General features: G+C 65.9%; 19 protein-coding genes and 1 pseudogene. 13 read left to right on the forward strand and 7 right to left on the reverse strand.

All coding sequences use genetic code 11. The annotated features are described in order from the left end of the window. Positions 1-2 precede the first annotated feature (2 nt). The gene (locus VKI00_RS09585; protein ID WP_324437047.1) at positions 3-1,574 is read left to right on the forward strand and encodes a class I adenylate-forming enzyme family protein; all 1,572 of its coding nucleotides are present in this window, start codon (positions 3-5) and stop codon (positions 1,572-1,574) included. On the opposite strand, the gene VKI00_RS09590 is transcribed toward VKI00_RS09585, so the two are convergent. Next, positions 1,540-2,874 carry a TetR/AcrR family transcriptional regulator gene (locus VKI00_RS09590; protein ID WP_324437048.1) on the reverse strand — a complete coding sequence of 445 codons (1,335 nt, stop codon included), beginning with the start codon at positions 2,872-2,874 and terminating at the stop codon, positions 1,540-1,542. The two genes, VKI00_RS09585 and VKI00_RS09590, sit on opposite strands and share 35 nt — an antisense overlap. Continuing rightward, the gene (locus VKI00_RS09595) at positions 2,871-3,185 is read right to left on the reverse strand and encodes an acyl-CoA synthetase (protein WP_324437050.1); all 315 of its coding nucleotides are present in this window, start codon (positions 3,183-3,185) and stop codon (positions 2,871-2,873) included. Before VKI00_RS09595 ends, VKI00_RS09590 begins: the two co-directional genes overlap by 4 nt. Before the next feature lie 122 nt (positions 3,186-3,307). Between VKI00_RS09595 and VKI00_RS09600 the strand changes: the two genes are divergently transcribed. Next, complete coding sequence (locus VKI00_RS09600; protein ID WP_324437052.1) at positions 3,308-4,507, forward strand: amidohydrolase family protein; 1,200 nt, start codon at positions 3,308-3,310, stop codon at positions 4,505-4,507. Here the strand turns inward: VKI00_RS09600 and VKI00_RS09605 are convergent. Beyond that, entirely contained in the window at positions 4,504-5,658 is a 1,155-nt protein-coding gene (locus VKI00_RS09605) for an acyl-CoA dehydrogenase family protein (RefSeq protein WP_324437053.1), read from the reverse strand. The genes VKI00_RS09600 and VKI00_RS09605 overlap by 4 nt on opposite strands. 224 nt (positions 5,659-5,882) lie before the next feature. Here VKI00_RS09605 and VKI00_RS09610 point away from each other — a divergent pair, with 224 nt between their 5' ends. The 3 genes from VKI00_RS09610 (at position 5,883) to VKI00_RS09620 (ending at position 9,647) form a co-directional block, all read left to right on the forward strand. Then, positions 5,883-6,077 (forward strand): ferredoxin, encoded by a 195-nt coding sequence (locus VKI00_RS09610; RefSeq protein WP_324437055.1) that lies wholly within the window; start codon positions 5,883-5,885, stop codon positions 6,075-6,077. A gap of 76 nt (positions 6,078-6,153) precedes the next feature. After that, positions 6,154-8,427 carry an acyl-CoA dehydrogenase family protein gene (locus tag VKI00_RS09615; protein ID WP_324437057.1) on the forward strand — a complete coding sequence of 758 codons (2,274 nt, stop codon included), beginning with the start codon at positions 6,154-6,156 and terminating at the stop codon, positions 8,425-8,427. Positions 8,428-8,456: 29 nt separating this feature from the next. Beyond that, a complete protein-coding gene (locus tag VKI00_RS09620; RefSeq protein WP_324437059.1) occupies positions 8,457-9,647 on the forward strand; it encodes an acyl-CoA dehydrogenase family protein in 1,191 nt (396 codons plus the stop codon). Positions 9,648-9,650: 3 nt separating this feature from the next. Here the strand turns inward: VKI00_RS09620 and VKI00_RS09625 are convergent, their stop codons facing one another. Continuing rightward, positions 9,651-10,658, reverse strand: coding sequence for an acyl-CoA dehydrogenase family protein (locus tag VKI00_RS09625; RefSeq protein ID WP_324437061.1), 1,008 nt, complete (start codon positions 10,656-10,658; stop codon positions 9,651-9,653). Positions 10,659-10,751: 93 nt separating this feature from the next. On the opposite strand from VKI00_RS09625, the gene VKI00_RS09630 reads away from it, so the two are divergent. From VKI00_RS09630 to VKI00_RS09665, 8 genes are all read left to right on the forward strand, one after another. After that, on the forward strand, positions 10,752-12,290 hold the full coding sequence (locus VKI00_RS09630; protein ID WP_324437063.1) for a fatty acid--CoA ligase family protein: 1,539 nt from the start codon (positions 10,752-10,754) through the stop codon (positions 12,288-12,290). Positions 12,291-12,305: 15 nt separating this feature from the next. Further along, positions 12,306-13,157 carry a mycofactocin-coupled SDR family oxidoreductase gene (locus tag VKI00_RS09635; protein WP_324437065.1) on the forward strand — a complete coding sequence of 284 codons (852 nt, stop codon included), beginning with the start codon at positions 12,306-12,308 and terminating at the stop codon, positions 13,155-13,157. A gap of 7 nt (positions 13,158-13,164) precedes the next feature. Next, complete coding sequence (locus VKI00_RS09640; protein WP_324437067.1) at positions 13,165-14,460, forward strand: FAS1-like dehydratase domain-containing protein; 1,296 nt, start codon at positions 13,165-13,167, stop codon at positions 14,458-14,460. A gap of 9 nt (positions 14,461-14,469) precedes the next feature. Continuing rightward, entirely contained in the window at positions 14,470-15,612 is a 1,143-nt protein-coding gene (locus tag VKI00_RS09645; RefSeq protein ID WP_324437069.1) for an acyl-CoA dehydrogenase family protein, read from the forward strand. A gap of 10 nt (positions 15,613-15,622) precedes the next feature. Beyond that, positions 15,623-16,378, forward strand: coding sequence for an enoyl-CoA hydratase (locus tag VKI00_RS09650; RefSeq protein WP_324437081.1), 756 nt, complete (start codon positions 15,623-15,625; stop codon positions 16,376-16,378). 46 nt (positions 16,379-16,424) lie between these two features. Continuing rightward, a complete protein-coding gene (locus VKI00_RS09655; protein WP_324437083.1) occupies positions 16,425-17,222 on the forward strand; it encodes an alpha/beta hydrolase in 798 nt (265 codons plus the stop codon). A gap of 15 nt (positions 17,223-17,237) precedes the next feature. After that, entirely contained in the window at positions 17,238-18,050 is an 813-nt protein-coding gene (locus VKI00_RS09660) for an SDR family oxidoreductase (protein ID WP_324437071.1), read from the forward strand. 115 nt (positions 18,051-18,165) lie between these two features. Further along, positions 18,166-19,395 (forward strand): CoA transferase, encoded by a 1,230-nt coding sequence (locus tag VKI00_RS09665; RefSeq protein WP_324437073.1) that lies wholly within the window; start codon positions 18,166-18,168, stop codon positions 19,393-19,395. A 7-nt stretch (positions 19,396-19,402) separates the two neighbouring features. Here VKI00_RS09665 and VKI00_RS09670 read toward each other — a convergent pair whose 3' ends face one another. From VKI00_RS09670 to VKI00_RS09680, 3 genes and pseudogenes are all read right to left on the reverse strand, one after another. Next, a complete protein-coding gene (locus tag VKI00_RS09670; RefSeq protein ID WP_324437075.1) occupies positions 19,403-20,251 on the reverse strand; it encodes a thioesterase family protein in 849 nt (282 codons plus the stop codon). After that, positions 20,248-20,994 (reverse strand): alpha/beta fold hydrolase, encoded by a 747-nt coding sequence (locus VKI00_RS09675; RefSeq protein ID WP_324437084.1) that lies wholly within the window; start codon positions 20,992-20,994, stop codon positions 20,248-20,250. Before VKI00_RS09675 ends, VKI00_RS09670 begins: the two co-directional genes overlap by 4 nt. A gap of 11 nt (positions 20,995-21,005) precedes the next feature. Next, positions 21,006-21,493, reverse strand: a pseudogene (locus tag VKI00_RS09680) (LLM class flavin-dependent oxidoreductase); the annotation flags it as partial.

Here is a 21,493-nt window from a genome sequence, read left to right on the forward strand (position 1 = left end):
CGATGACCGCGGTCGACGACATGACGCTCGGTGACATCGTGACCGACAACGCGGTGCGCTTCCCCGACGTCGTCGCCTACCGACACGGCCACCGCACCGTCACCCACGCCCAGTTACGGGACCGGGCAGTCCGATTGGTGTCGGCGATGGCCGCGGCCGGGGTCAGGCGTCAGGACCGCATCGCGGTGTTGAGCCGCAACAGCATCGAGTTCGGTGAGCTGAACGCGGCCGCCCAACTCAGCGGAATCATCATGGTCGCCATCAACTTTCGGCTCTCGGTGCCGGAGATGGCGGACGCAGTGCACCGCCTTGCCCCGTCGATGGTGTTCTGCGCCGATGAGTTCGTGCCGGTGATGTCCGATCTCTTAGCGGGTATGGCGTCGGCGCCGATGCTGGTGGCCATCGGGGGAGACGCGCCGCCGGCGAGCACCGCCTACGAGCATTTCGTCGCAGGAGGCCGCGGTGGAGAGCCGGAACTCGTTGCCCGGCCAGACGATATCGCGTACCTGTTGTTCACCAGCGGCACCACCGGCGCGTCCAAGTGCTGCATCCTCGGACAGCGTGAGATGCGCCGGGTCGTCTTCACGATGAACAATGAAATCCGTTGCGGCAGCGCCGATCGCGGGCTGATCAACATGCCGATGTTCCATTTCGGTGCGATCGGGATCATCGGCGGACTGCACGCACGCGGCGGAACGGTGGTACTGCAACAACAGTTCGACGCCGCCGACGCGGTGCGGTTGATCGCCAACCAGCGGATCACGGTATTACACCTGGCGCCGGTCATGCTCAGCGCCTTGCTCGATGTCGTCAGTGACCGCTCCGCGGTGCGATCGGTGCGCACGGTGGTCTATTCGGCCGCACCGATGAGCACAGCCATCCTGCGGCGAGCGCTCGCCGTGCTACCGGATGCCGGCTTTCTCAACTTGTACGGGCAGACTGAGGTGATCGTCTCCGGACTGCCCCGTGAGTTGCACGATCTCGACCAGCCCCACGCCGAAAAGCTGTTGGCCTCTGTGGGTTTCCCATTTCCCGGGACGCGGGTGCGGCTGGTCGACGACAGCGGTGGCGTCGTCCCCGCCGAGCAGGCGGGTGAGATCGTTGTGCGATCCGACGCTATGTTCCGCGGCTACTGGCAGGACCCCGCGGCCACGCAGGCGACGCTCCGCGACGGGTGGTGTCGCACCGGCGACATGGGCCGGTTCGATGAACGGGGGCTGCTCTACCTGATGGACCGCAAGAAGGACGTGATCATCAGCGGCGGGGAGAACATTTACTCGCCCGAGGTCGAAGATGCGGTCTGCGCGGTTGGCGGGGTAGCCGCCTGCGCGGTCATCGGGGTGCCCGACGACAGGTGGGGCGAAGCGGTTTGCGCGGTCGTGGTGCCGCACAGCGGTGCGTCGTTGACGCTGGAGACGGTGCAGGAGGGCGTGCGGCGACGGCTGGCGCGCTACAAGGTGCCACGGCGGCTGGTGCTGGTCGCCGATCTGCCTTTACTGGTCAGCGGCAAGGTGGACAAGAAGCGATTGCGCGCCGACCTTAAGGGCGCAGGAGCGCACGGCGTAACAGTTTGACCATCAAGTCTGCGGCCCGCTCGTCGCTGTCCGGCGTGCTTGCCGTTGCCGGCTCGGACATCCGGCCCAGGACCGCCATGAAAACCGCGCCCGCCACGTCGGCGTCGATGCCGGCGGGCAAGTCGACGGTGGACAGCAGCGCGGCAACCGCTTGGTGAATTGTGCCAATGCCGTGGTCGACGTCGGCGCCGGAGAGTTGTTCTGCGACAGTGCCGTCGAACCAGGCCCGGATCACGCCGCGGTAGGTGCGATGGAATCGGACGTAGCCACGCATCCACTCGGTCAGTGAATCGGGGGCCATGGCCGGCAGGGCGGCGGCGTGCTCTTCGATCTCGAAGACCGCCCGGCGGGTCAGTTCGGCCAGGATCTTGTCCTTGGTGCTGAAGTACCGGTACAAGGTCGCGCGGCTGACATCGGCCGCCGCTGCGATCTCGTCCATACCGATCGCGTAGTAGCCGCGTTCGGCGAACAAAGCCGAGCTGACCGACAGCACGTCCTGCCGAATCGGCGAGCCCGGAGTGTCGGTGACTGCGGGCGCGGCCCCGGCACTGTTGAGGGCGCACGGCCGTGTTCGCACACACGCCTCTGTCACATCGGGTGTTGCTTCCTGCAATACGTCGTCCGGGGTTTCGGGAAATAGCATCAGCTGCAACGCGACGGTCAACGACCACGACAACGTCGCGCGAGCGGGCAACGGGAACAGCTCCCGGTAGCGGTAGAGATGAACCATGTGCGGAATTCGCCCCACTGCTGCGGCCGCATCGTCGACTTCCAGCTCTCCCAAGCGCGTTCCGCGCAGCCGATCGGTGACCATCCGATGGAACTCCTGGGCGGCTGCGCTGGCATCGATGACGGACAACCCGGTAGCGGTGCCGATGCCGGGAAACTCGGCGAATACCGCGGCGTGGGCGTCGTAGATGTCCGCCCATTCGACTAGCCAGCGGTGCAGCGCGTGCACTCCGTCGGCCGTCGGGGCGAGTTGACCGAGATGTTCGCCGTGTGCGAGCACATCGCGTTCGGCCAACGCACTGAGCTCGCGGAAGATCTCCTCCTTGCCCGCGAAGTATTGATAGACGGTTGCGCGGGAGGCGTGGGCTGCCTTGGCAATAACGTCGAGCGAGGTGGCGTGGAATCCGTTGGCCAGGAACACCTCCGCAGCGCATCCGAGGATGCGGTCGCGGGTGTGCAGGCCGCGGCGACCCACGCCGGCATTGGCAGCGGGGGAATAGCCGGGGCGCCGCAACTTGTCCGGAGCGCGGGCCATGCCAGAAGTATCGGTGCGTTCCGACGCGGTTGTCATCGGGCCGATGGCGCTCCGGGCAGGTTGCGCTTGGCCTTGCCGGGATAGCCGAAGAACTTCTCGAAGTTCGCGTCGTTGATGGGGTGCGCGCTGTTGCGCGCAGCAGCCGACCGTAGCGCGTCGAGGCGCGCCTCGGCCTTCTTCAGCGCCTCGACCGGCCCCGATTGCCTCAGCCGCTGCGCGTCCCGCTCCGCGGCGGTGATCTCGATGCGAAGCCGTTCACCGGCCTCGCCGAAGGTCAACAGGTCGTGGTCATCCTCGTCGATCTTGTCCCGGCCTGCGTCGTCGGCCGGTCGGTTCGTGATCTCCATGTCGCGCCTCTCACCGTCTGGACGAATGTGGCGTACATCATATAGTCTGTGAGACGAACCGTCAGAAAACAAGACGATATGTCAGAAAAAGTTGGACAGCTCGTCAGATGCGAAGGAGCATCATGCCGCTTCAGGACGACCACCAGATCGTGTCCGTCGACGACCACTTGGTCGAGCACCCACGGGTGTGGCAGGACCGGTTACCGCAGAAGTACCTCGACCAGGGGCCGCGCATCGTCGAGGAAAACGGCATGCATCTGTGGCACTACGACGGGCAGGTCTTCCCGACCATCGGCCTGAACGCGGTCGCCGGCAAACCTCCCGAGGAGTGGGGCATGGATCCCGTCCGCTACGAAGACATGATTCCGGGCTGCTACGACCCGGTCGCCCGGGTCGCCGACATGGACCTCGACGGGGTGCAGTCGGCGTTGTGCTTCCCGTCGTTCCCCGGATTCGGCGGCGGCACGTTCCAGCGCGCCGAGGACAAGGACCTGGCGCTGCTGTGCGTCAAGGCGTGGAACGACTTCTACATCGACGAGTGGTGCGCGGTGGCGCCGGAGCGCTACATCCCGCTGGCCATCCTGCCGACCTGGGACATCGACGCATGTGTGGCTGAGGCAGAGCGCGTCGCCGCCAAGGGCGCCAGGACGATCTCGTTCCCGGACAGCCCGGTGCCGCTGGGTCTGCCGTCGTTTCACTCCGATCACTGGGACGGCTTATGGCGAGTCTGCTCGGACGCCAAGATGCCGGTGTCGCTGCACTTCGGGTCCGGGTCCTTCGTGCCGGGCTTCTCGTTCTCCACGATCAAGCCGGTCCCGGGTCAAATGGCGGTGCCCGACGCCCCCTTCGCGGTCGCCACGGCACTGTTCTCCACGAACCTGATGTGGTCCACGGTCGACCTGCTGTTCTCTGGCAAGCTGCAGCAGTTCCCGGATCTCCAGATCTCGCTCGCTGAGGGCGGAATCGGTTGGGTGCCTTACATCCTGGAGCGCACCGATTACGTGTGGGAGCGGCACCGCTACTACCAGAAGATCGACTTCGACACCCGCCCGTCGGACTTGTTCCGCAAGCATTTCTGGGGCTGCTTCATCGACGACGAGCACGGCCTGACGAACCGGCACAGCATCGGCATCGACCGGATCATGCTCGAGATCGACTTCCCGCACAGCGATTCCAACTGGCCGAACTCGCGAAAGCGGGCCGCCGAGGTGCTCGCGGAGGTGCCTGACGACGAGTGCTCGCTGATCGTCGAGGAGAACGCCCGCCGGATGCTCAACTTCCCGCGGGTCAGCGCGGACGCTCGGCAACTTGCCGGCGTCTAGAGCCCGCCCCGCGAGACCAACTGCGCGGCAATAACATTGCGTTGGATCTCGTTGGTTCCTTCGCCGACGATCATAAGGGGGGCGTCGCGGAAGTAGCGCTCGACATCGTATTCGGTGGAGTACCCGTAGCCGCCGTGGATCCGGACGGCGTTGAGCGCGATTTCCATGGCCACCTCTGATGCGAACAGCTTGGCCATCCCGGCCTCCATGTCACAACGTTCGCCGCTGTCGTACTTCTCTGCGGCGTAGCGGGTGAGTTGGCGTGCCGCAGTCAGTTTGGTGGCCATGTCAGCCAGGTAGTTCCCCACCGACTGGTGCTGCCAAATCGGCTGCCCGAAGCTCTCCCGCTGCTGGGCGTATTTCAGCGCGTCTTCAAGTGCTGCGCTCGCCACGCCTAGTGCCCGCGACGCCACCTGAATACGGCCCGTTTCAAGGCCTTTCATCATCTGCGCGAACCCTCTGCCCGGTTCGTCTCCGAGGATCGCCGAGGCCGGGACCCGGCAGTCGTCGAACGACAATTCGCAACTCTCCACGCCCTTGTAGCCCAGCTTGGGGAGGTCGCGTGAGACGGTAAGACCCTGACCGTGTTCGACCAGAACGATCGAAATGCCCTTATGGCGTGGCTGCGCCTGGGGATCGGTCTTACACAGCAGCGCGATCAGGCCGGACTTGCGGGCGTTGCTGATCCAGGTCTTCGCGCCGTTGATCACCAGCTCATTGCCCTCGGCGCGTGCAGTGGTCGTCATCGCCTGCAGGTCCGAGCCGCCACCGGGTTCGGTGAGCGCCATCGTGGCCCGCAGCTCGCCGCTCGCCATGCGCGGCAAGTACTTCTGTTTCTGTTCTTCGTTGCCGTACAACGAGATCAGCTTGGCGACTACGGTGTGGCCGCCCATCGCGCCGGCCAGGCTCATCCAGCCGCGGGCCAACTCCTCGGTCACCTTCACATAGCAGGGCATCGATACCGGTGAACCGCCGTACTCTTCGGGCACGGCCAGCCCGAAGATCCCGATGCGCTTCATCTGCTCGATCCACGCTTGCGGGTACTCGTTCGCGTGCTCGACCTCGCGGACCGTGGGCTTGACGTCGCGGTCGATGAAGGTCCGCACCGTATGGACCAACATGGTCTCTTCGTCGTTGAGCGCCAGTGCCATTGCGGTTTCTCCATACCGGTCAGAACTGTCAGAATCGAGTGAGTTTCACACAGCCTATGGCTTCTGAATACGCACTGATACAGCATATATGTTCACGGCAGGGATTGACGTTGGTGTCAGAAACGATGAGGTCCGTGGGATTCTCAAATTAGTTAAAGCTTTAGCCTTATGCTGACAGATTGGATGAGGCCGTGCGCTGGAACGGTCGTTGTGGAGGAGGTCGCATGAAGGTTCGTCTCGAGCAGTCGAAGTGCGTGGGCCACGCCCAGTGCTATGCCGTCGACCCGGAATTGTTCCCGATCGACGAGTCCGGCTACTCCATCCTCGAGGAGCACGAGGTGCGGCCCGGAGACGAGCAGCTCACCCGGGACGGGGTCGCCGCATGTCCCGAACTCGCCTTGATTCTGGAAGACGGCTGACCCGCGCGCTTGCCAAGTGGATGCAATACCCGGCACACTGCTCACATAGTTAACCAGGTTGACTTTGTGGAGTGTCATGCAGACAGCTGATTGGCGTCCCCGGCTCGAGTCGCTGCTCGAGGACTTCCGGCGTCGCCAGGCCGACATCGCGCGTAGCGGCGACCGGCCCGACCGCATCGAAGCAGCCCGAGCGTGGCACGCCGAGCTCGTCGATCATGAGTTGGCCGCCCCGGGGTGGCCGCGCGAGGTCGGGGGACTGGACCTGCCGCTGGCCGATCAGCTGGACTACTACCGGATGACTACAGATGCTGGTGCGCCGCCGCATCCTTGTCCGCTGTCGTTCATTCTCGCCCCCACCCTCATCGCGCATGGCACCAAGAAGCAGAAGGATCGATTCCTGACGTCGTTGTTGCGCGCGGACGAGTTCTGGTGCCAAGGGTTTTCCGAACCCGGGGCGGGCAGCGACCTGGCGTCGCTGTCCACCCGCGCGGTCCGTGACGGCGACGTGTATCGGGTGACGGGCCAGAAGGTGTGGACCACGATGGCCGACCGTGCCGACTGGATGTTCGCGCTGGTCCGGACCGGGTCGGGGGACAAACCCTCCGACGGCATCACCTATCTGCTGATCCCGATGAACAGCCCGGGCATCACCGTGCGTCCGCTGCGCGACATCAGCGGCGCGGTGCACTTCGCCGAGGTCTTCTTCGACGACGTGGAGGTGCCGATCGAAAACGTGGTCGGTGAGGAGGGTGCGGGCTGGTCGATCATGCGGACGTCGCTGGGCCACGAGCGGGCCACTGCGTTTCTGGCCGACGAGTTCAAGTACCGCCGCACGGTCGACCGGGTGATCGATCTCGTTGTCTCCCAAGGTCTCGACGACGACCCGCTGGTCCGCCAGGATGTCGCGCGGCTGGAATCGGGGGTTCGCACCATCGCCGCCAATAGCGCCCGTGCATTGGCCGCGGTACTGCGCGGCGAGGATCCCGGCGGGGTGGCATCGGTGAACCGACTGGTGAAGTCGGAATTCGAGCAGCACATGCACGCGCTCGCGTTGCGAGCGGCCGGTCCCTACGCGGCGCTGGGGAGCCGCGCGCCCGACGCCGTCGACAACGGGCGCTGGACGTTCGGCTACCTGATGAGCCGGGCCACCACGATTGGCGCGGGAACCGCGGAGATCCAACGCAACACCATCGCCGAGAGCGTGCTCGGGCTGCCGTCGCACCGGGGCGAGGGCACCCGCGCGGCCGCCGTCACGCCGGGCGCACCGCTGGCCGCGCCCGAGGAGGACGAACGCGAGCTGCGGGAGGTGCTGGCGGCCTCACTGCACGCCAAGGTGGACGAGGCGGCACTGCTGGATCGCAAGCGTCCCGTCGACGCGGCTGAACCCGAAGTGTGGTCGGCGCTCACCGAGTTCGGCCTACCGGGTCTTGCGGTCGACGAATACCTTGGCGGCGCCGGCGCCCGACCACGGCTGCTGTATGCCGCCATCGAGGAGGCCGCGAAGGCATTAGCGCCCGCGCCACTTGTTCCGACGGTGATCGCGCTCGACGTCGCGTTGCAGTGTGGCGCAAAGACTCTCGTGCAGCGGATCACGGCCGGCGCGGCGGCCGCGTTCGCCGTGCCCGTTGACGACAGCGGGTGGGTGACCAGCGGCCCAGAGTTGCCCGATTGGGACGAAGCGCGCCTTTCCGGTGTGGTGCCGGTCGTGGCGGGAGCGCCGAGCGCCGAGGTGTTGGTGGTGTTGGCCCGGGTCGCCGGCGGTGAGGTTCTGGTGACCGTCGACGCCTCCGCCGACGGTGTCGACGTGACCGCCCAGCAGCCACTCGACCTGACTGCCACCATCGGCTCGGTCACCTTGACCGCCGTCGACGGAGAGGTGCTCGCCGATGGAAACGACGTTGCTCGCGTGCTTAGCACGGCCCGGCGTCAGGCGGTTCTGGCCGTGGCGGCGGACTCTGTCGGGGTTGCCTCGCGCGCCTTGGCACTGGCCGTGCAGTGGGCAGGCGAACGGCATCAGTTCGGCCGCGCCATCGGCAGCTTCCAAGCGGTGTCGCACCGCTGCGCGGACATGCTGGTCGCGCTGGAGGGCGCGCGAAGCCAAGTGCTGGCGGCGGCCGAGGCCAATCTCGAAAAGTCCGGATATCTTGCGGATCTGGCCGTGGCGGCCGCACTCGATGCCGCGGTGATGGCCACCGAGGGCGCGTTGCAGATCCACGGCGGCATCGGCTTCACCTGGGAGCATCCGATGCACCTGCTGCTACGCCGCGCTCAGGCCAACGCCGTGCTGATCGGCCGCGCCGACGCGCTGCGCAACCGGGCGGCCGGTGACCTGTTGGCGCTGAGCCGCTAAGACGTCAGATCGAACAGGAAGACGACAACGTGGAATACGGAATGGGTCCCGAAATGGAGGCCTTCCGCGCCGAGGTACGGGCCTTCATCGCCGAGCATGCCCCGCCCATCCCGCCGCGGGCGGGCGTGCGCAGCGCGGCGAACGAAGCCGAGCTCAAGGCAATTCAGGACTGGACGGCGCGCCTGTTCGAAGCGGGCTACGTCGGCGCGGACTGGCCCGCGGAGTTCGGCGGTCGCGACGATCGCTCCGCTGAACACGCCATCGTGGTGGCCGAGGAGCTCGCCCGGGCGGGAGTGCCGGGCGTGGCAAGCGGCAACGCGCTGGCATCGCACACGCTGATCCATTACGGCACCGAAGAACAGCGTCGCCGGCACCTGCCCGAGATCCGGGCGGGTCGACAGCTGTGGTGCCAACTGTTCAGCGAGCCCGGCGCCGGAAGCGATCTCGCGTCGCTGCGCACCCGCGCGGTGCTCGACGGTGATACCTATACCGTCGACGGTCAGAAGGTGTGGACCACCGACGGGCACTGGGCCGACTACGGATATTTGCTGGCGCGCACCGATTCCGACGCCCCCAAGCACAAGGGCATCAGTGCGTTCATTCTCGACATGTCCAGCCCGGGCATCACGGTCCGCCCATTGCGCGAGCTGACCGGCACCTCGGATTTCAACGAGGTCTTCTTCGATGCCGTCGAGGTGCCGGCCGAGGCGATGATCGGAGCACCGGGGCAGGGCTGGGCGATCGCGAACGCCACGTTGGGGCACGAACGCACCAGCGTGGGCGCCGCAGTTGTCAAGCTGAGACTGGCCATTGACGGACTGGTCGCACTCGCCTCGCAGGTAACCCTCGACGGTCGTCCCGCGATCGACAGCGATCGGGTCCGCGATCGGATCGGTGAGTTCAGCGCCGAGGTAGAGGCGCTGTCGGCGCTGACGTACGCCAACCTCACCCGTTGGCTGCGGGGCGCCGAACGCATGCACGACGGCGCGATGGCCAAGCTGATGTTCAGCGAGCTGAATCTCGAGATGGCGCGCTTCGCCGTCGAACTCGGGGGCGAGGCAGGCGTGTTGGTGGAGGGCGACCCGGATGTCCTCGACGGCGGTCGTTGGCAGGACGAGTGGCTCTACGCCCGGGCCTACACGATTGCCGGTGGCAGTTCGGAAATCATGCGCAACCTGATCGCGGAGCGGGGCTTGGCACTGCCGCGCGATCGGCGCTGAATGTCACGCGCTGATCAGCGCCGCGCGGTGTTCGGCGACGCTCCCGTTGAAGGCCTCGTCGACCTTGATCCGTCGCAGGAACAAATGCAGGTCGTGCTCCCAGGTGAATCCGATGCCGCCGTGCACCTGCAGTGCCGTGCCGGCCACCTTGGCAGCGGCCGACTTTGTGTATGCCGCCGCCGCGGACGCGGCCCGGGACCGTGCGGCCGGCGGCGCGGTGTCCAACGCAAGAGCCGCGGCCCACAGGCTGGCCCTGCTCGCTTCGACAGCGACGACCATGTCGGCGCAATGATGCTTGACGGCCTGAAACGACCCGATCGGCGCGCCGAACTGTTCGCGCTGCCCGGCGTAAGAGACCGTCATGTCGAGCAGTCGGGCCGCCGCGCCCAGCGCGTCGAAGGCCCGGTGTACCGCCAACGCGTCGCGCACGAACGCCAATGTGCCGGCGGGCAACTGCGTCCAGTCGGCGATCGTCGTGTCGAGGTCCAGTCGCGCCCACGAACGGCTCAGGTCGAGCGTCGACATCACCGACAACGTCGGGGCATGGTGGACCACCAGGTATTCGCCGTCTCCCACCTGACCTGCTACCGCGATGGAGTCCATGTCGGCGGCCATCGGCACCGGACGCGTGAGCCCCCTCAGCCGCAGCGCATGGCCATCGAGACTCGCGTTAGGGCCAAGCGCCAATCCGGTCAGCGTGCCGCCCGTGGCGGGCGAGTCGACATGGTCGAGAAGCCACGCCGCAATACTCAGATCGGCGATGGGCAGCGAGCTGCCCGCGTAGCCGTGCTCCTCGGCCACGACCGCGAGATCGACGTGGGTGCCGCCTATCTCGGGTGTCAGGAGTGCCAGCAGACCCGATTCCGCCGCGTGCGCGAACGCCGCGGGATCGACGGTGACGGGCGCCGCGTCCAGCGTTGCGCGAACCCGGACGATCGGGTCGTTCTTGGTCAGCCAGGCCCGCTCCGCCGCGGCAAGTTGATCGTGTTCGTCGGTCAAGCCGAAGTCCATCGCAGGCCCTTCCACAAAGTTGACCTAGTAAACCATGTCCACTAGGTTCAGGGGAACGGGGATCGGCCGCGGAAGTCGATCCGGAAAGTCGAGATGACGAGCATCCACGAGGCGCTGGGACGGCTCTGGGACGCCAACGACCACGACCGCATGCTGGAGCGCGACGGGCGCTGGGCGTCCTGGGGTTCCGTCCGGTCGCTCACCGAGCAGATCGACCGGGAATTGACCGCCGCCGGCTGTCAGACGGGTGGCCGAGTCGCGGTTGTGCTGTCCAACCGAATGCAGTCCGTCGCCGCGCTCATCGCCATCTTCCGGGGCGGACGCACGCTGGTGACCATCAGCCCGCTGCAGCCGCCGGACAGGCTGAGCGAAGACCTTGCGGCATCCGGCGTCTCGTTTGTCCTTGCCCCGTCTGCGTTGTGGTCCGAAGAGGTGTTCCGCCGCACCGTCGCCGATCTCGGGGCGACCGGCTGGAGGCTCGACGAAGGCGAACTCGCCCTGCAGGTAAGGGGCACGAAGGAAGCGGTCAGCGGCGATCCTGCGGTGGCCATCGAGATGCTCACATCCGGCACGACGGGTGCTCCGAAGCGCATCCCCCTGACCCGCGCGCAGCTTGAGGCCTCCCTGGCCGCGGCGTTGCGGCACAACGATCGCCCGGACGTTAGAACCAAGCCGCCGCTGACCGGAACGGTCGGCCTGGTGACATTGCCCATCGTGCACATCGGCGGGTTGTGGTCGTTGTTGCAGTCGCTGGTCGCCGCCCGTCCGATCGCGATGCTCGACCGATTCACGGTGCCGGGCTGGCACGCCGTGGTGAAGCAGTATCGGCCCGCGGTGGCAGGACTGCCCCCGGCGGCCATGCGATCGGTGCTCGACTCCGACATCCCGCAAGAGGATTTGGCGAGCATCCGTGCCATCAATGCGGGTACCGCCGCGGTAGACACGGCGTTGGTCGATGCGTTCTTCGAGCGGTACAAGATCCCCATCCTGGTCATCTACGGCGCGACCGAGTTCTCCGGTGCGGTAGCCGGATGGACCGTCAAGGAGTTCCACGCGCGTTGGGCCGACAAGAAGGGCAGTGTCGGGCGTGCGTTTCCCGGCGTGCGTTTGCAGATCGTCAGCGAGGACGGCGCGGTCCTCGGCGTCAACGAGAGCGGCAGGCTGCAAGTCGCGACGCCGCAGGCCGGCGCTGCCGGAGACTGGATCACGACCAGTGACCTAGCGCATCTTGATCAAGATGGCTTCCTCTACATCGACGGCCGTGCAGACGACGTGATCGTCCGCGGCGGCTTCAAGGTCTCTCCGGAGACCGTCGTCCGCGCACTGCGTACGCACCCGGCGGTCGCGGATGCCGCCGTCGCACCTGTGCCGGATCAGCGGTTGGGTCAGATTCCCATTGCCGCAGTCGAGTTGCGCCCGGGGGCGGTCACCGATGGCGACGTGCTCCGCGAGCACTGCCGGGCCACGCTGACGCCTTACGAGGTGCCGGCGCGCGTCTTCGTCGTCGACGAGTTACCGCGCGGGGCGGCCCTCAAGGTCGACCGCCGCCGTCTGATCGCAATGCTCGAAGACCTGGGCGTGCCGACCGTTCAACCCGCCACAGCAGTTGAAACTCTAGCAACGCCAACCTGATTAGAACGAGACATCATGGGTCGAGTTGAGGACAAAGTCGTTCTGGTGACCGGCGGTGCCCGCGGTCAGGGCCGCAGCCACGCCGTCAAGCTGGCCGAGGAGGGTGCTGACGTCATCCTCTTCGACATCTGTCACGACATCCAGACCAACGAGTACCCATTGGCGACATCGCGTGATCTCGAAGAAGCCGGTCTAGAGGTGGAGAAGACCGGCCGCAAGGCCTACACCGCCGAGGTCGACGTGCGGGACCGCGCGGCGATAAGCCGCGAACTCGCCAATGCCGTTGCCGAATTCGGCAAACTCGACGTCGTGGTCGCCAATGCCGGCATCTGCCCGCTGGGCACTCATCTGCCGGTTCAGGCCTTCGCCGATGCCTTCGACGTCGACTTCGTCGGCGTCGTCAACACCGTCCACGCCGCGTTGCCGTACCTGACGTCCGGTGCGTCGATCATCACCACGGGGTCGATCGTCGGCCTCATGGCCGCTGTTCTGCCTCCTGGAGCGCCTGGCCCGGACGGCCCCGGCGGAGCGGGCTACAGCTACGCCAAACAACTGGTGGATTCCTACACCCTCCAGATCGCGCGACAGTTGGCCCCACAATCGATCCGCGCCAACGTCGTTCATCCGACAAACGTCAACACCGCGATGCTCAACAGCGAGCTGATGTACCGGCAGTTCCGACCGGACCTCGAGGCGCCGAGCCGCGACGACGCGCTGCTGGCATTTCCTGCCATGCAGGCGATGCCTACCCCGTACGTCGAAGCCGCCGACATCTCGAACGCGGTCTGTTTCCTGGCCTCGGACGAGTCCCGGTATGTCACGGGCTTGCAGTTCAAGGTCGACGCCGGCGCCATGTTGAAGTTCTAGGAGGACCATGACCACCACTGAAAAGCACAGCGCCGACGCGGCCGCCGAAGAGGGCCGCATCACCGACGAGGACATCGAACGCGCCAAAGGGCAGATCGGAATTCCCGTTCACCAGCGCGACGAAGCGTGGAACAAGCTGCCGTCGGCCGACGCCATCACGCACTTCGCCTTCGGTTGCGGTGACGACAACCCGTTGTTCCACGACCCGACCTACGGGCCGTCGACACGCTGGCACGGACAGATCGCCTCGCCGACCTTCCCGATTGCGACGGGCCTGGATCAGACCCCGAAGTTCACCGATCCGGAACGAAAGAAACTGTTCCGCGGTCTGTTTCGCGGAACCGGCAAGTACTACTCGGGGGTGAAGTGGACGTGGTACCGCCCGATCTACGCGGGCAGGCGGGTCTTAGCGGAGAACTACACCCTCGACGTCCAGGTGAAGGAAAGCGAATTCTCCGGTGGGCGTTCGGTCAAGGAAACCTACCGCTACCTCTACGTCGACATCGACGGCAACCCGATCGCGACCCGCGACGAGTCCTACATCAACGCCGAGCGGCACGGCTCGAAAAAGTCCGGCAAGCTCAAGGACATTCAGCGCAAGCACTGGACTCCCGAGGAGTTCGCCCAGGTCGAGGAGGAGTACGAGGCGGAACGACGACGAGGCGCTGATCCGCAGTGGTGGGAGGACGTCTCGGTCGGCGACGAGCTTCCGGGAATCATCAAAGGCCCGTTGACCGTCGTCGACATCATCTCGATGCACATGGGCTGGGGCTGGGGTGGCTACGGTGTGGGGCCGCTGAAGTTCGCCCACCAGCTGCGTAAACGGATGCCCGCCTTCTACCAGCCGGATGAGTACGGCGTCCCTGACGTCGTGCAACGACTGCACTGGGATGCCGGACGCGCTCAGGCCCTAGGTATCCCGGCCCCCTACGACTACGGCCAGATGCGCGCCGCGTGGGTGAGCCACCTGCTGACCAACTGGATCGGCGACGACGGCTGGCTGGCCGAGATGGACCTGCAGCTGCGCGGCTTCAACTACCACGGAGACGTGCATCGGTGCACCGGCACGGTCACCGCGAAGGGCGACGGCGCCGATGACCCGATCTCCCTGGACGTCTTCGCGACCAGCCAGCGGGACGAAACCACTACGCGGGGCACCGCCAAGGTGTTGCTGCCGTCCAAGACATCCGGTGCCGTGGTGCTGCCGGTCCCGGATGCCGACCTGAGAAGGCGCGGGGCACAAGTTGTTTCGCGAGTATCCGGCAAAGTCGGCGAAGAGATGCGACGACTGTATGGAGAGTGAGATCACCACATGAAGAGACTCGTTCTGGAACCGGAGCACGAGGCGTTCCGCGAGACGGTGCGGCAGTTCATCGATCGTGAGCTCGCGCCCAACGCTGAGCAGTGGGAGAGCGATCGCCTCGTGGACCGCTCGGCGTTCATCGCTGCCGGTAAATACGGGTTGATCGGGTTCAACATGCCCGAGCAGTACGGCGGTGGAGGCGTCGACGACTTCCGGTTCAACGCGGTGATCGACGAGGAGATCGCCCGTTACGGAGGGCCGTCGCCGTCGCTGAGCCTGCAGAACGACGTTGTGGGCCCGTATTTCTCGTCGCTGGCCAACGACGAACAAAAGCAGCGCTGGCTGCCGGGCATCATCAGCGGCGAACTGATCGTCGCCGTCGCGATGACCGAACCTGGCGCGGGCAGCGACCTGGCCGGAATCCGCACCTCGGCTGTCCGTGATGGTGACGACTGGATTATCAACGGCGCCAAGACGTTCATCTCCTCGGGTATCAACTGCGACCTGGTGGTGGTGGTCTGTCGTACCGACCCCGAAGCGGGCCACAAGGGCTTCACGCTGCTGGTGGTCGAGGCGGGCATGGAAGGCTTCAGCCGCGGCCGCAAGCTGGAAAAGATGGGTTTGCACTACCAGGACACCGCCGAGCTGGCCTTCGAGAACGTCCGGGTACCGTCGGCGAACCTGCTGGGCAAAGAGGGACGCGGGTTCTATCACCTGATGCACAACCTACCCTCGGAGCGGTTGTCCATCGCTATCTCGGCCATCGCAGGAGCGCGGGAGACCTGGCGGCAAACATTGCAGTACGCCAAGGACCGAAAGGCTTTCGGCCAGCCGATCGGCAGTTTCCAGCACAACCGGTTCCTGTTAGCCGAGATGGACACCGAACTCGAGATCGGCGAGCAATACATCGACCGGTGCCTGCAGGCGGTCGTGGACGGTGAACTGACGGCAGTCGAAGCGTCGAAAGCCAAGTGGTGGTGCACCGAGACCGCCAAGAAAGTAATCGATGGCTGCGTGCAGTTGCACGGTGGCTACGGCTATATGACGGAATACCGTGTCACGCGCGACTATATGGACAACCGCATCATGACGATCTTCGGTGGGACCACCGAGATCATGAAGGACATCATCGGCCGCGACCTGGGCCTGTGATCCCGCTGTGGTGAACGGCATCTCGGTCGAGCACGACGGCGCGGAGCTGCGGATACGGCTGAACCGGCCGGAGAAGCTCAACGCCGTCGACACACCGATGCTCGACGAGTTGTCGGCCCGCATCCGTGGCGCCGAGGCTGATGAGTCCGTTCGTGTAGTCCTGCTCACCGGGGCCGGCCGGGCGTTCTGCTCCGGCGGCGACCTCACCGGCGGCGACACCGCCGGCGCTGCCGATGCCGCCAACCGGGTGGTCCGGGCGATCACCTCGCTTCCCAAACCGGTCGTCGCAGGGGTACACGGTGGGGCGGTCGGCTTCGGGTGTGCGCTGGCGCTGGCCTGCGATCTAGTGGTGGCCGCACCATCGGCGTACTTTCAGTTGGCCTTCACCCGGGTCGGGCTAATGCCGGACGGTGGATCGTGCGCGTTGCTTCCGGGTCTGATCGGGCGTGGGCGCGCCGCGCGCATGGCGATGACGGCTGAAAGAGTCGCCGCGGCAACTGCGTTCGAGTGGGGGATGATCTCCTGTCTCACTGGCAAGGACGACTATGAGTCTGTGCTGGCCGACGTGCTGCGGTCGGTTTCCGGCGGTCCGACGTTGGCGTTGGGCTGGACTAAACGCGCGTTGGCCGCAGCGACCCTGACCGAGCTCGAGTCGGTGCAAGCGATCGAGGCCGAGGGGCAGTTGGCGTTGATCGACACCGCTGACTTCCGCGAAGGCGCACGGGCCTTCCGGGAACGACGCGCCCCGGATTTTCGTGGTCACTGAACGAAGGAGAGCCGACGTGAAAATCCAGAAGGTGCGAGTAGACGGGCTGGACATCGAGTACACCGACACCGGAACGGGTCCAACCGTCCTGTTCGTGCACGGCGTCTACGTGACCGGTGCCCTGTGGAAGGACGTCATTGGCGAACTCGGTGATGGGTTTCGCTGCATCGCGCCGACGTGGCCGCTGGGCGCGCACAGCACACCGACCGACGGCGCAGACCTGGGCGCTGAGGTGGCCGCGCGACGCATCGTCCATTTCATGGAAGCCCTCGATCTAAGAGATGTCACCGTCGTGGCCAACGACACCGGTGGCGGCCTGGTGTTGGCGTCGCTGGGTGATCCGACGTTGGACACGTCCCGGATCGCTCGTCTGGTGCTCACCAATTGCGATAGCTACGAACACTTTCCACCCGGCTCGTTCGCTCAGATCGTCAAGCTGTGCCGCTTGAGCTCTGCGCTGGGTGGAGGAATCTTGCGCCTATTGGCCACTGGCCCGGGGCAGAGCTTCTTCCTGAAGGCGGTGTCCAAGCACCCGCCGCCTCGCGAGCGGCAACGGGAGATCTTCGGCGCCTTCGCCACCAGCAGAGCGGCCCGTCACGACGCCGTCAAGGTGACCGCCTCACTGGACCCGGCTCTCACATTGCGCGCTGCACCGGCCATCGAGGCGTTCGACAGACCCGTCACCTTGACGTGGGGCACCGCGGACCAGCTGTTCCCCATCGACCACGCCCGCCGACTACGCGACGCGTTCCCGCATGCCACGTTGATCGAGATCCCCGGCAGCTCCACCTTCGTCATGCTTGATGCGCCAAGGGAACTCGCTGACGCGATCCGGAACGGCTGACAAGGAGCATCGCTGATGGACCTGGGTTTGGCCGGCGCGGCCGTGTGCGTTCAAGGGGGAAGCAAGGGCATGGGGCGCGCTGCCGCCGAGTGTTTCGCCGCCGACGGTGCACGGGTGGCGGTCATGGCGCGTGGACGTGAAGCGCTCGACGACACGGTGGCGCGACTGGCCGAGCTCGGCTCTCCCGACGCGGTCGGGCTCGTGGTGGACGCCGGTGATGCCACCAGCATTGCCAACGGTTTCGCGGAACTAGGCGAGCGGTGGGGCGAGCTCAACTCACTGGTCTGCGCCGTCGGGCCCCAGGTCTCACAGCTGCCCTGGGACGAGGTGACCGACGATCAGTTTCTCGATGCCTTCGTTATCGGCGCGTTGAGTGCTGTACGGTCGGCGCGCGCCGCCCTCCCGTTGCTTCGCGCCGCAAAGTGGGCTCGGATCGTCAACTTGGCGGCGATGTCGGCACGCAGCCAGGGTTTCGGCTTGATCGAATACACCGCCGCCAAGGCTGCCTTGACCAGCATCACCAAGAACCTGTCACTGGAGCTGGCGGCCGACGGAATCCTCGCCAACACCGTCTCACCCGGTACCTACATCTCCGACCAGATGGTGCAACACATCGCCACGCTCCCCGCCGACGCCGGGGTGAGCGCAGACGACCCGACGTCGGTAATGCGGTATATCTCGGAATTCTTCGGCGTGCGTGCAGATCTCGGCCGCGCAGGCATTCCGACCGACATCGCGCCGGTGATCTGCCTCCTGGCGTCGCAACGCAATACCTACACGACCGGCGCCAACATCAATGTAGACGGTGGGTCCGGCTTCTTCGCGTGACCGGGCTTCGCCGAGCCGTATTGAACATTATGTGTCGATAGTAGACCTCGACATTGTTTACCTAGTAACCTATGTTGGCACTAGTCGGCGCGGCCAGCAGGACAGAGGTGAGCGGATGCAGAAACCGATGACCGGTGTGCGCGTGCTCGAGGTCGCGCAATTCACCTTCGTCCCCTCCGCAGGAGCGGTGCTGGCCGACTGGGGCGCCGACGTCATCAAGATCGAGAACCCGGTGACAGGGGATGCGCAGCGGGGACTGGTCCGGGTTGCGGGTCGCTCCGCCACGAGGCCGGGAGTCTCGTTCTCGCCCACGGTCGAAGCCCCTAACCGCGGCAAGCGCAGTGTCGGACTCTCCCTGGCGTTGAAACAGACTCGGCCGGTGTTCGAGGAACTCATCCGGCGCAGCGACGTCTTCCTGACCAACTTGCTGCCTCAAGCGCGGGCGAAACTACGGATCGATCTGGACGAGATACGGCGCATCAATCCAGAGATCGTCTATGTCGCGGGCAGCGGCTTCGGAAGCGAAGGACCCGACCGCGAGACGGGCGCGCACGACGCGACGGCGTTCTGGGCGCGCGCCGGCAACGCCGACGGCGTCACGCCAACGGATTCCGAGCTGCCGACCGGTATGCCGGCGGGCGCTTTCGGCGACAACATCGGCGGCATCACGATCGCGGGCGCGGTGGCCGCCGCCCTCTACGGCAGGCAAGCGACCGGGCAGACGTCCGTGATCGACGTGTCGCTACTGGCGGTCGGGGCGTGGGCCAACCAGTCCAGCGTCAACCTCGCCATGCTCTACGGCTGTCCGTTGCCGAAGATCGACCAGCGGACGCAGGCGCCGGGCAACCCCCTCACCGGCGCCTACCGGTGCTCAGACGGCCGCTTCATTCAACTTTCGATGCTTCAACCCACCCGCTACTGGACCCCCGTGTGCCGACTCTTCGGGCTCGAAACAGCCGCCGACGACCAGAGATTCGCCTCGCTCGAGTCGTTGGCGGCCCACGCCGATGAAGCCACCACGCTGCTGGCCGACGCAATCGCATCGCGAACCTTCGAGGACTGCACCCGGCTACTCAGCCTTCTCCACGGCCAGTGGTCGCCGGTGCAGGACGCCTGGGAGGTCGCCCACGACGAGTCGCTCATCGCCAACGGGCGCATCGCCGACGTTCGGGACGCCCAAGGGAATGAACGCCGCCTGGTGGCGAACCCGGTGAAGTTCGACGAGGCGGCCGCACACCTGACCCGGGCGCCGATGTTCGCGGAGCACACCGACGAGGTACTGCGGGAGCTCGGTATTGACGATCACGAGTTGATCGAGTTGAAGCTCGAAGGCGCCATCACCTGAGCGTCGGTCAGGTCGACACTATTGATGGCGGTGGCGTGAATCCCGGGTTCGCCAATGCCGTTGCCATACCGCTGCCGATGGGTCCCGTTTCGTCGAACAGCGTCGCCACGCCGGTGGCGACCCCCGCATGGCTGTAGTGCGTCACCGCAGCCAACCCGATGTAGACACCTTCCGGCAAGCGACTGAGGGTGATCGTGTAGTCGGCGTTTATGAACTGTAATCCCTCAGTGCCCCAATGGGTTAACGAACTAGTGACATCTCCGGCCATGACGGCGCGCGTAAAGGGCGATAGTGGCTCGTCGTCGACGAGCAGCTTGGTCTCGCGCATCCACGCGAACTTCTGCCCGTCGTGTCGCCATTCGTTGATGCCGACCCCCGGACTGCCCGCCACCGGGTCACGACCGTACGAGTGGAACACCATGGGGAGATCATCGGCCACTACGTCGGGTTCGGCCGGCACGGCGGGCATCGTGACGGGCGACGTCCACACCGTATCCACCGCGTGCTCGCTGCGGCGAAGAAACAATGCGCTGGCCCGGGCCACCATCACGTCGTTCTGAGTCATGACCGCGTCGACGAGTCGAAGTCGGCGGCCGTCACGCATAACCGAGGAATGCACTTGTAAGGGTTGCAACGCCACCGGCCTGAGCAAGTCGACCGTCAGCCGAGCGGGCTGAAGGTCTTCGTCGCCGACTGCCTGCTCGACCGCCCGCCCCAACAACCCGCCGATGTAGTTACCGCTGATCGACGGACCCCAAGGTCCCCTCGTCAAACGGGTTGGGACATAACCTTTGCCGTCGGTAACGAAGAAGCACGTCGGTACCGCGGCGGACGGATTCGTCGATGAATCTGTCATCGGGCACTCCCTCGCAGTCGGCAGCGATCGAGGAGTATTCGTGCCAACTGTTCCGGATGGCTGAACATCACGTCGTGGCAGGCGTCGATGGGAAGCACCTCTTGTACGCCGCCGAGGGCGGCCATGCTCGCGCGCTGGGATTTCTGCGACAGCGCCCGGTCTCGGGTAGTCAGTATCCAGGTGCGCGGCACATCGTCGGGAAATCCGCTGCGGTCCACCGGTTCGGCGGGAATCCGGGCCGCTTCGGCGTACAACCTCGACATCGCCAGCCGGCGCTGTTGCCTGGTCATGCCGTTGCAGAACGCATATTGCGAGGCTAGGCGTGGAATCTTGAACGGTCTGCCGCCTCGCGCGGCAAAGCGCGCGAAGACCGCCAGCGGACCGCCTAAGGTGTCGACGATCGCCTGTCCCTGACGGGGGACGAATGCGGCGACGAGAACCATCTCGCGTACCCGTGCAGAGCCAAGTTTGGCGACGACGCCAGGGACCGTCACACCGGCCATCGAATGGCCCACAATCACGATGTCGCCCAGGCGTTCCCGTTCGATGTCGGCGACGACGGAGTCCACCCACTCGCCGATGGTGGCGGTCGCGAGATTTCCTGGCGTGCGGCCGCGACCCGGCAGATCCACGGCGAGCGTGCGTAATTCGGTCTCCTGACGCCGCAATTCGGCGACGACGAGATCCCAGCAATCGCCGGCATGCTCGCCGCCGTGGACGAGCACGAGGTCGGGCAGCGCCATAGCGGGGCCCTTCATCGGTCGATCAACTGGGAGGTCAGCATGTCGATGTCGGTACGGAAGTCGGTGAAGCTCCTACTGGCCGGCTCGATGGTGATCCACGTGACGCCCGCCTCGGCGTAGGCGTCCAGCCGCGGCCGCACCGCAGCGCAAAATCCACTGCAGTCGCCGCTGGCGAGCAGGTCAGCTTCGAACGGGACGAACGCAACGTCGGCAGGCTCTCGGCCCAACTCAGCGCGGCGTTTGTTGACCGCCGCGATCCAGTCGCCAAGCGTGTCGATGACCTCGAGTGGACGGGCGCGGGTGATCGCAGCCATCTCGCCCGACGCGGCCATCGGCATCCAGCCGTCGGCGACCTCGACGACGCGGCGTTGCGCCGCTGCGCCATTGCCGCCGATCCAGATCGGGGGACCGCCCGTCGTCAGCGGCGGCGGCAGCGCCACGTGACCACGCACCCCGAATTCCGGCCCGTCGTGGTCGACGCCCGCCCAGGTCGCCTTCC

Origin of the sequence: Mycobacterium sp. (assembly GCF_035314665.1) — a bacterium.
Lineage (GTDB): Bacteria > Actinomycetota > Actinomycetes > Mycobacteriales > Mycobacteriaceae > Mycobacterium.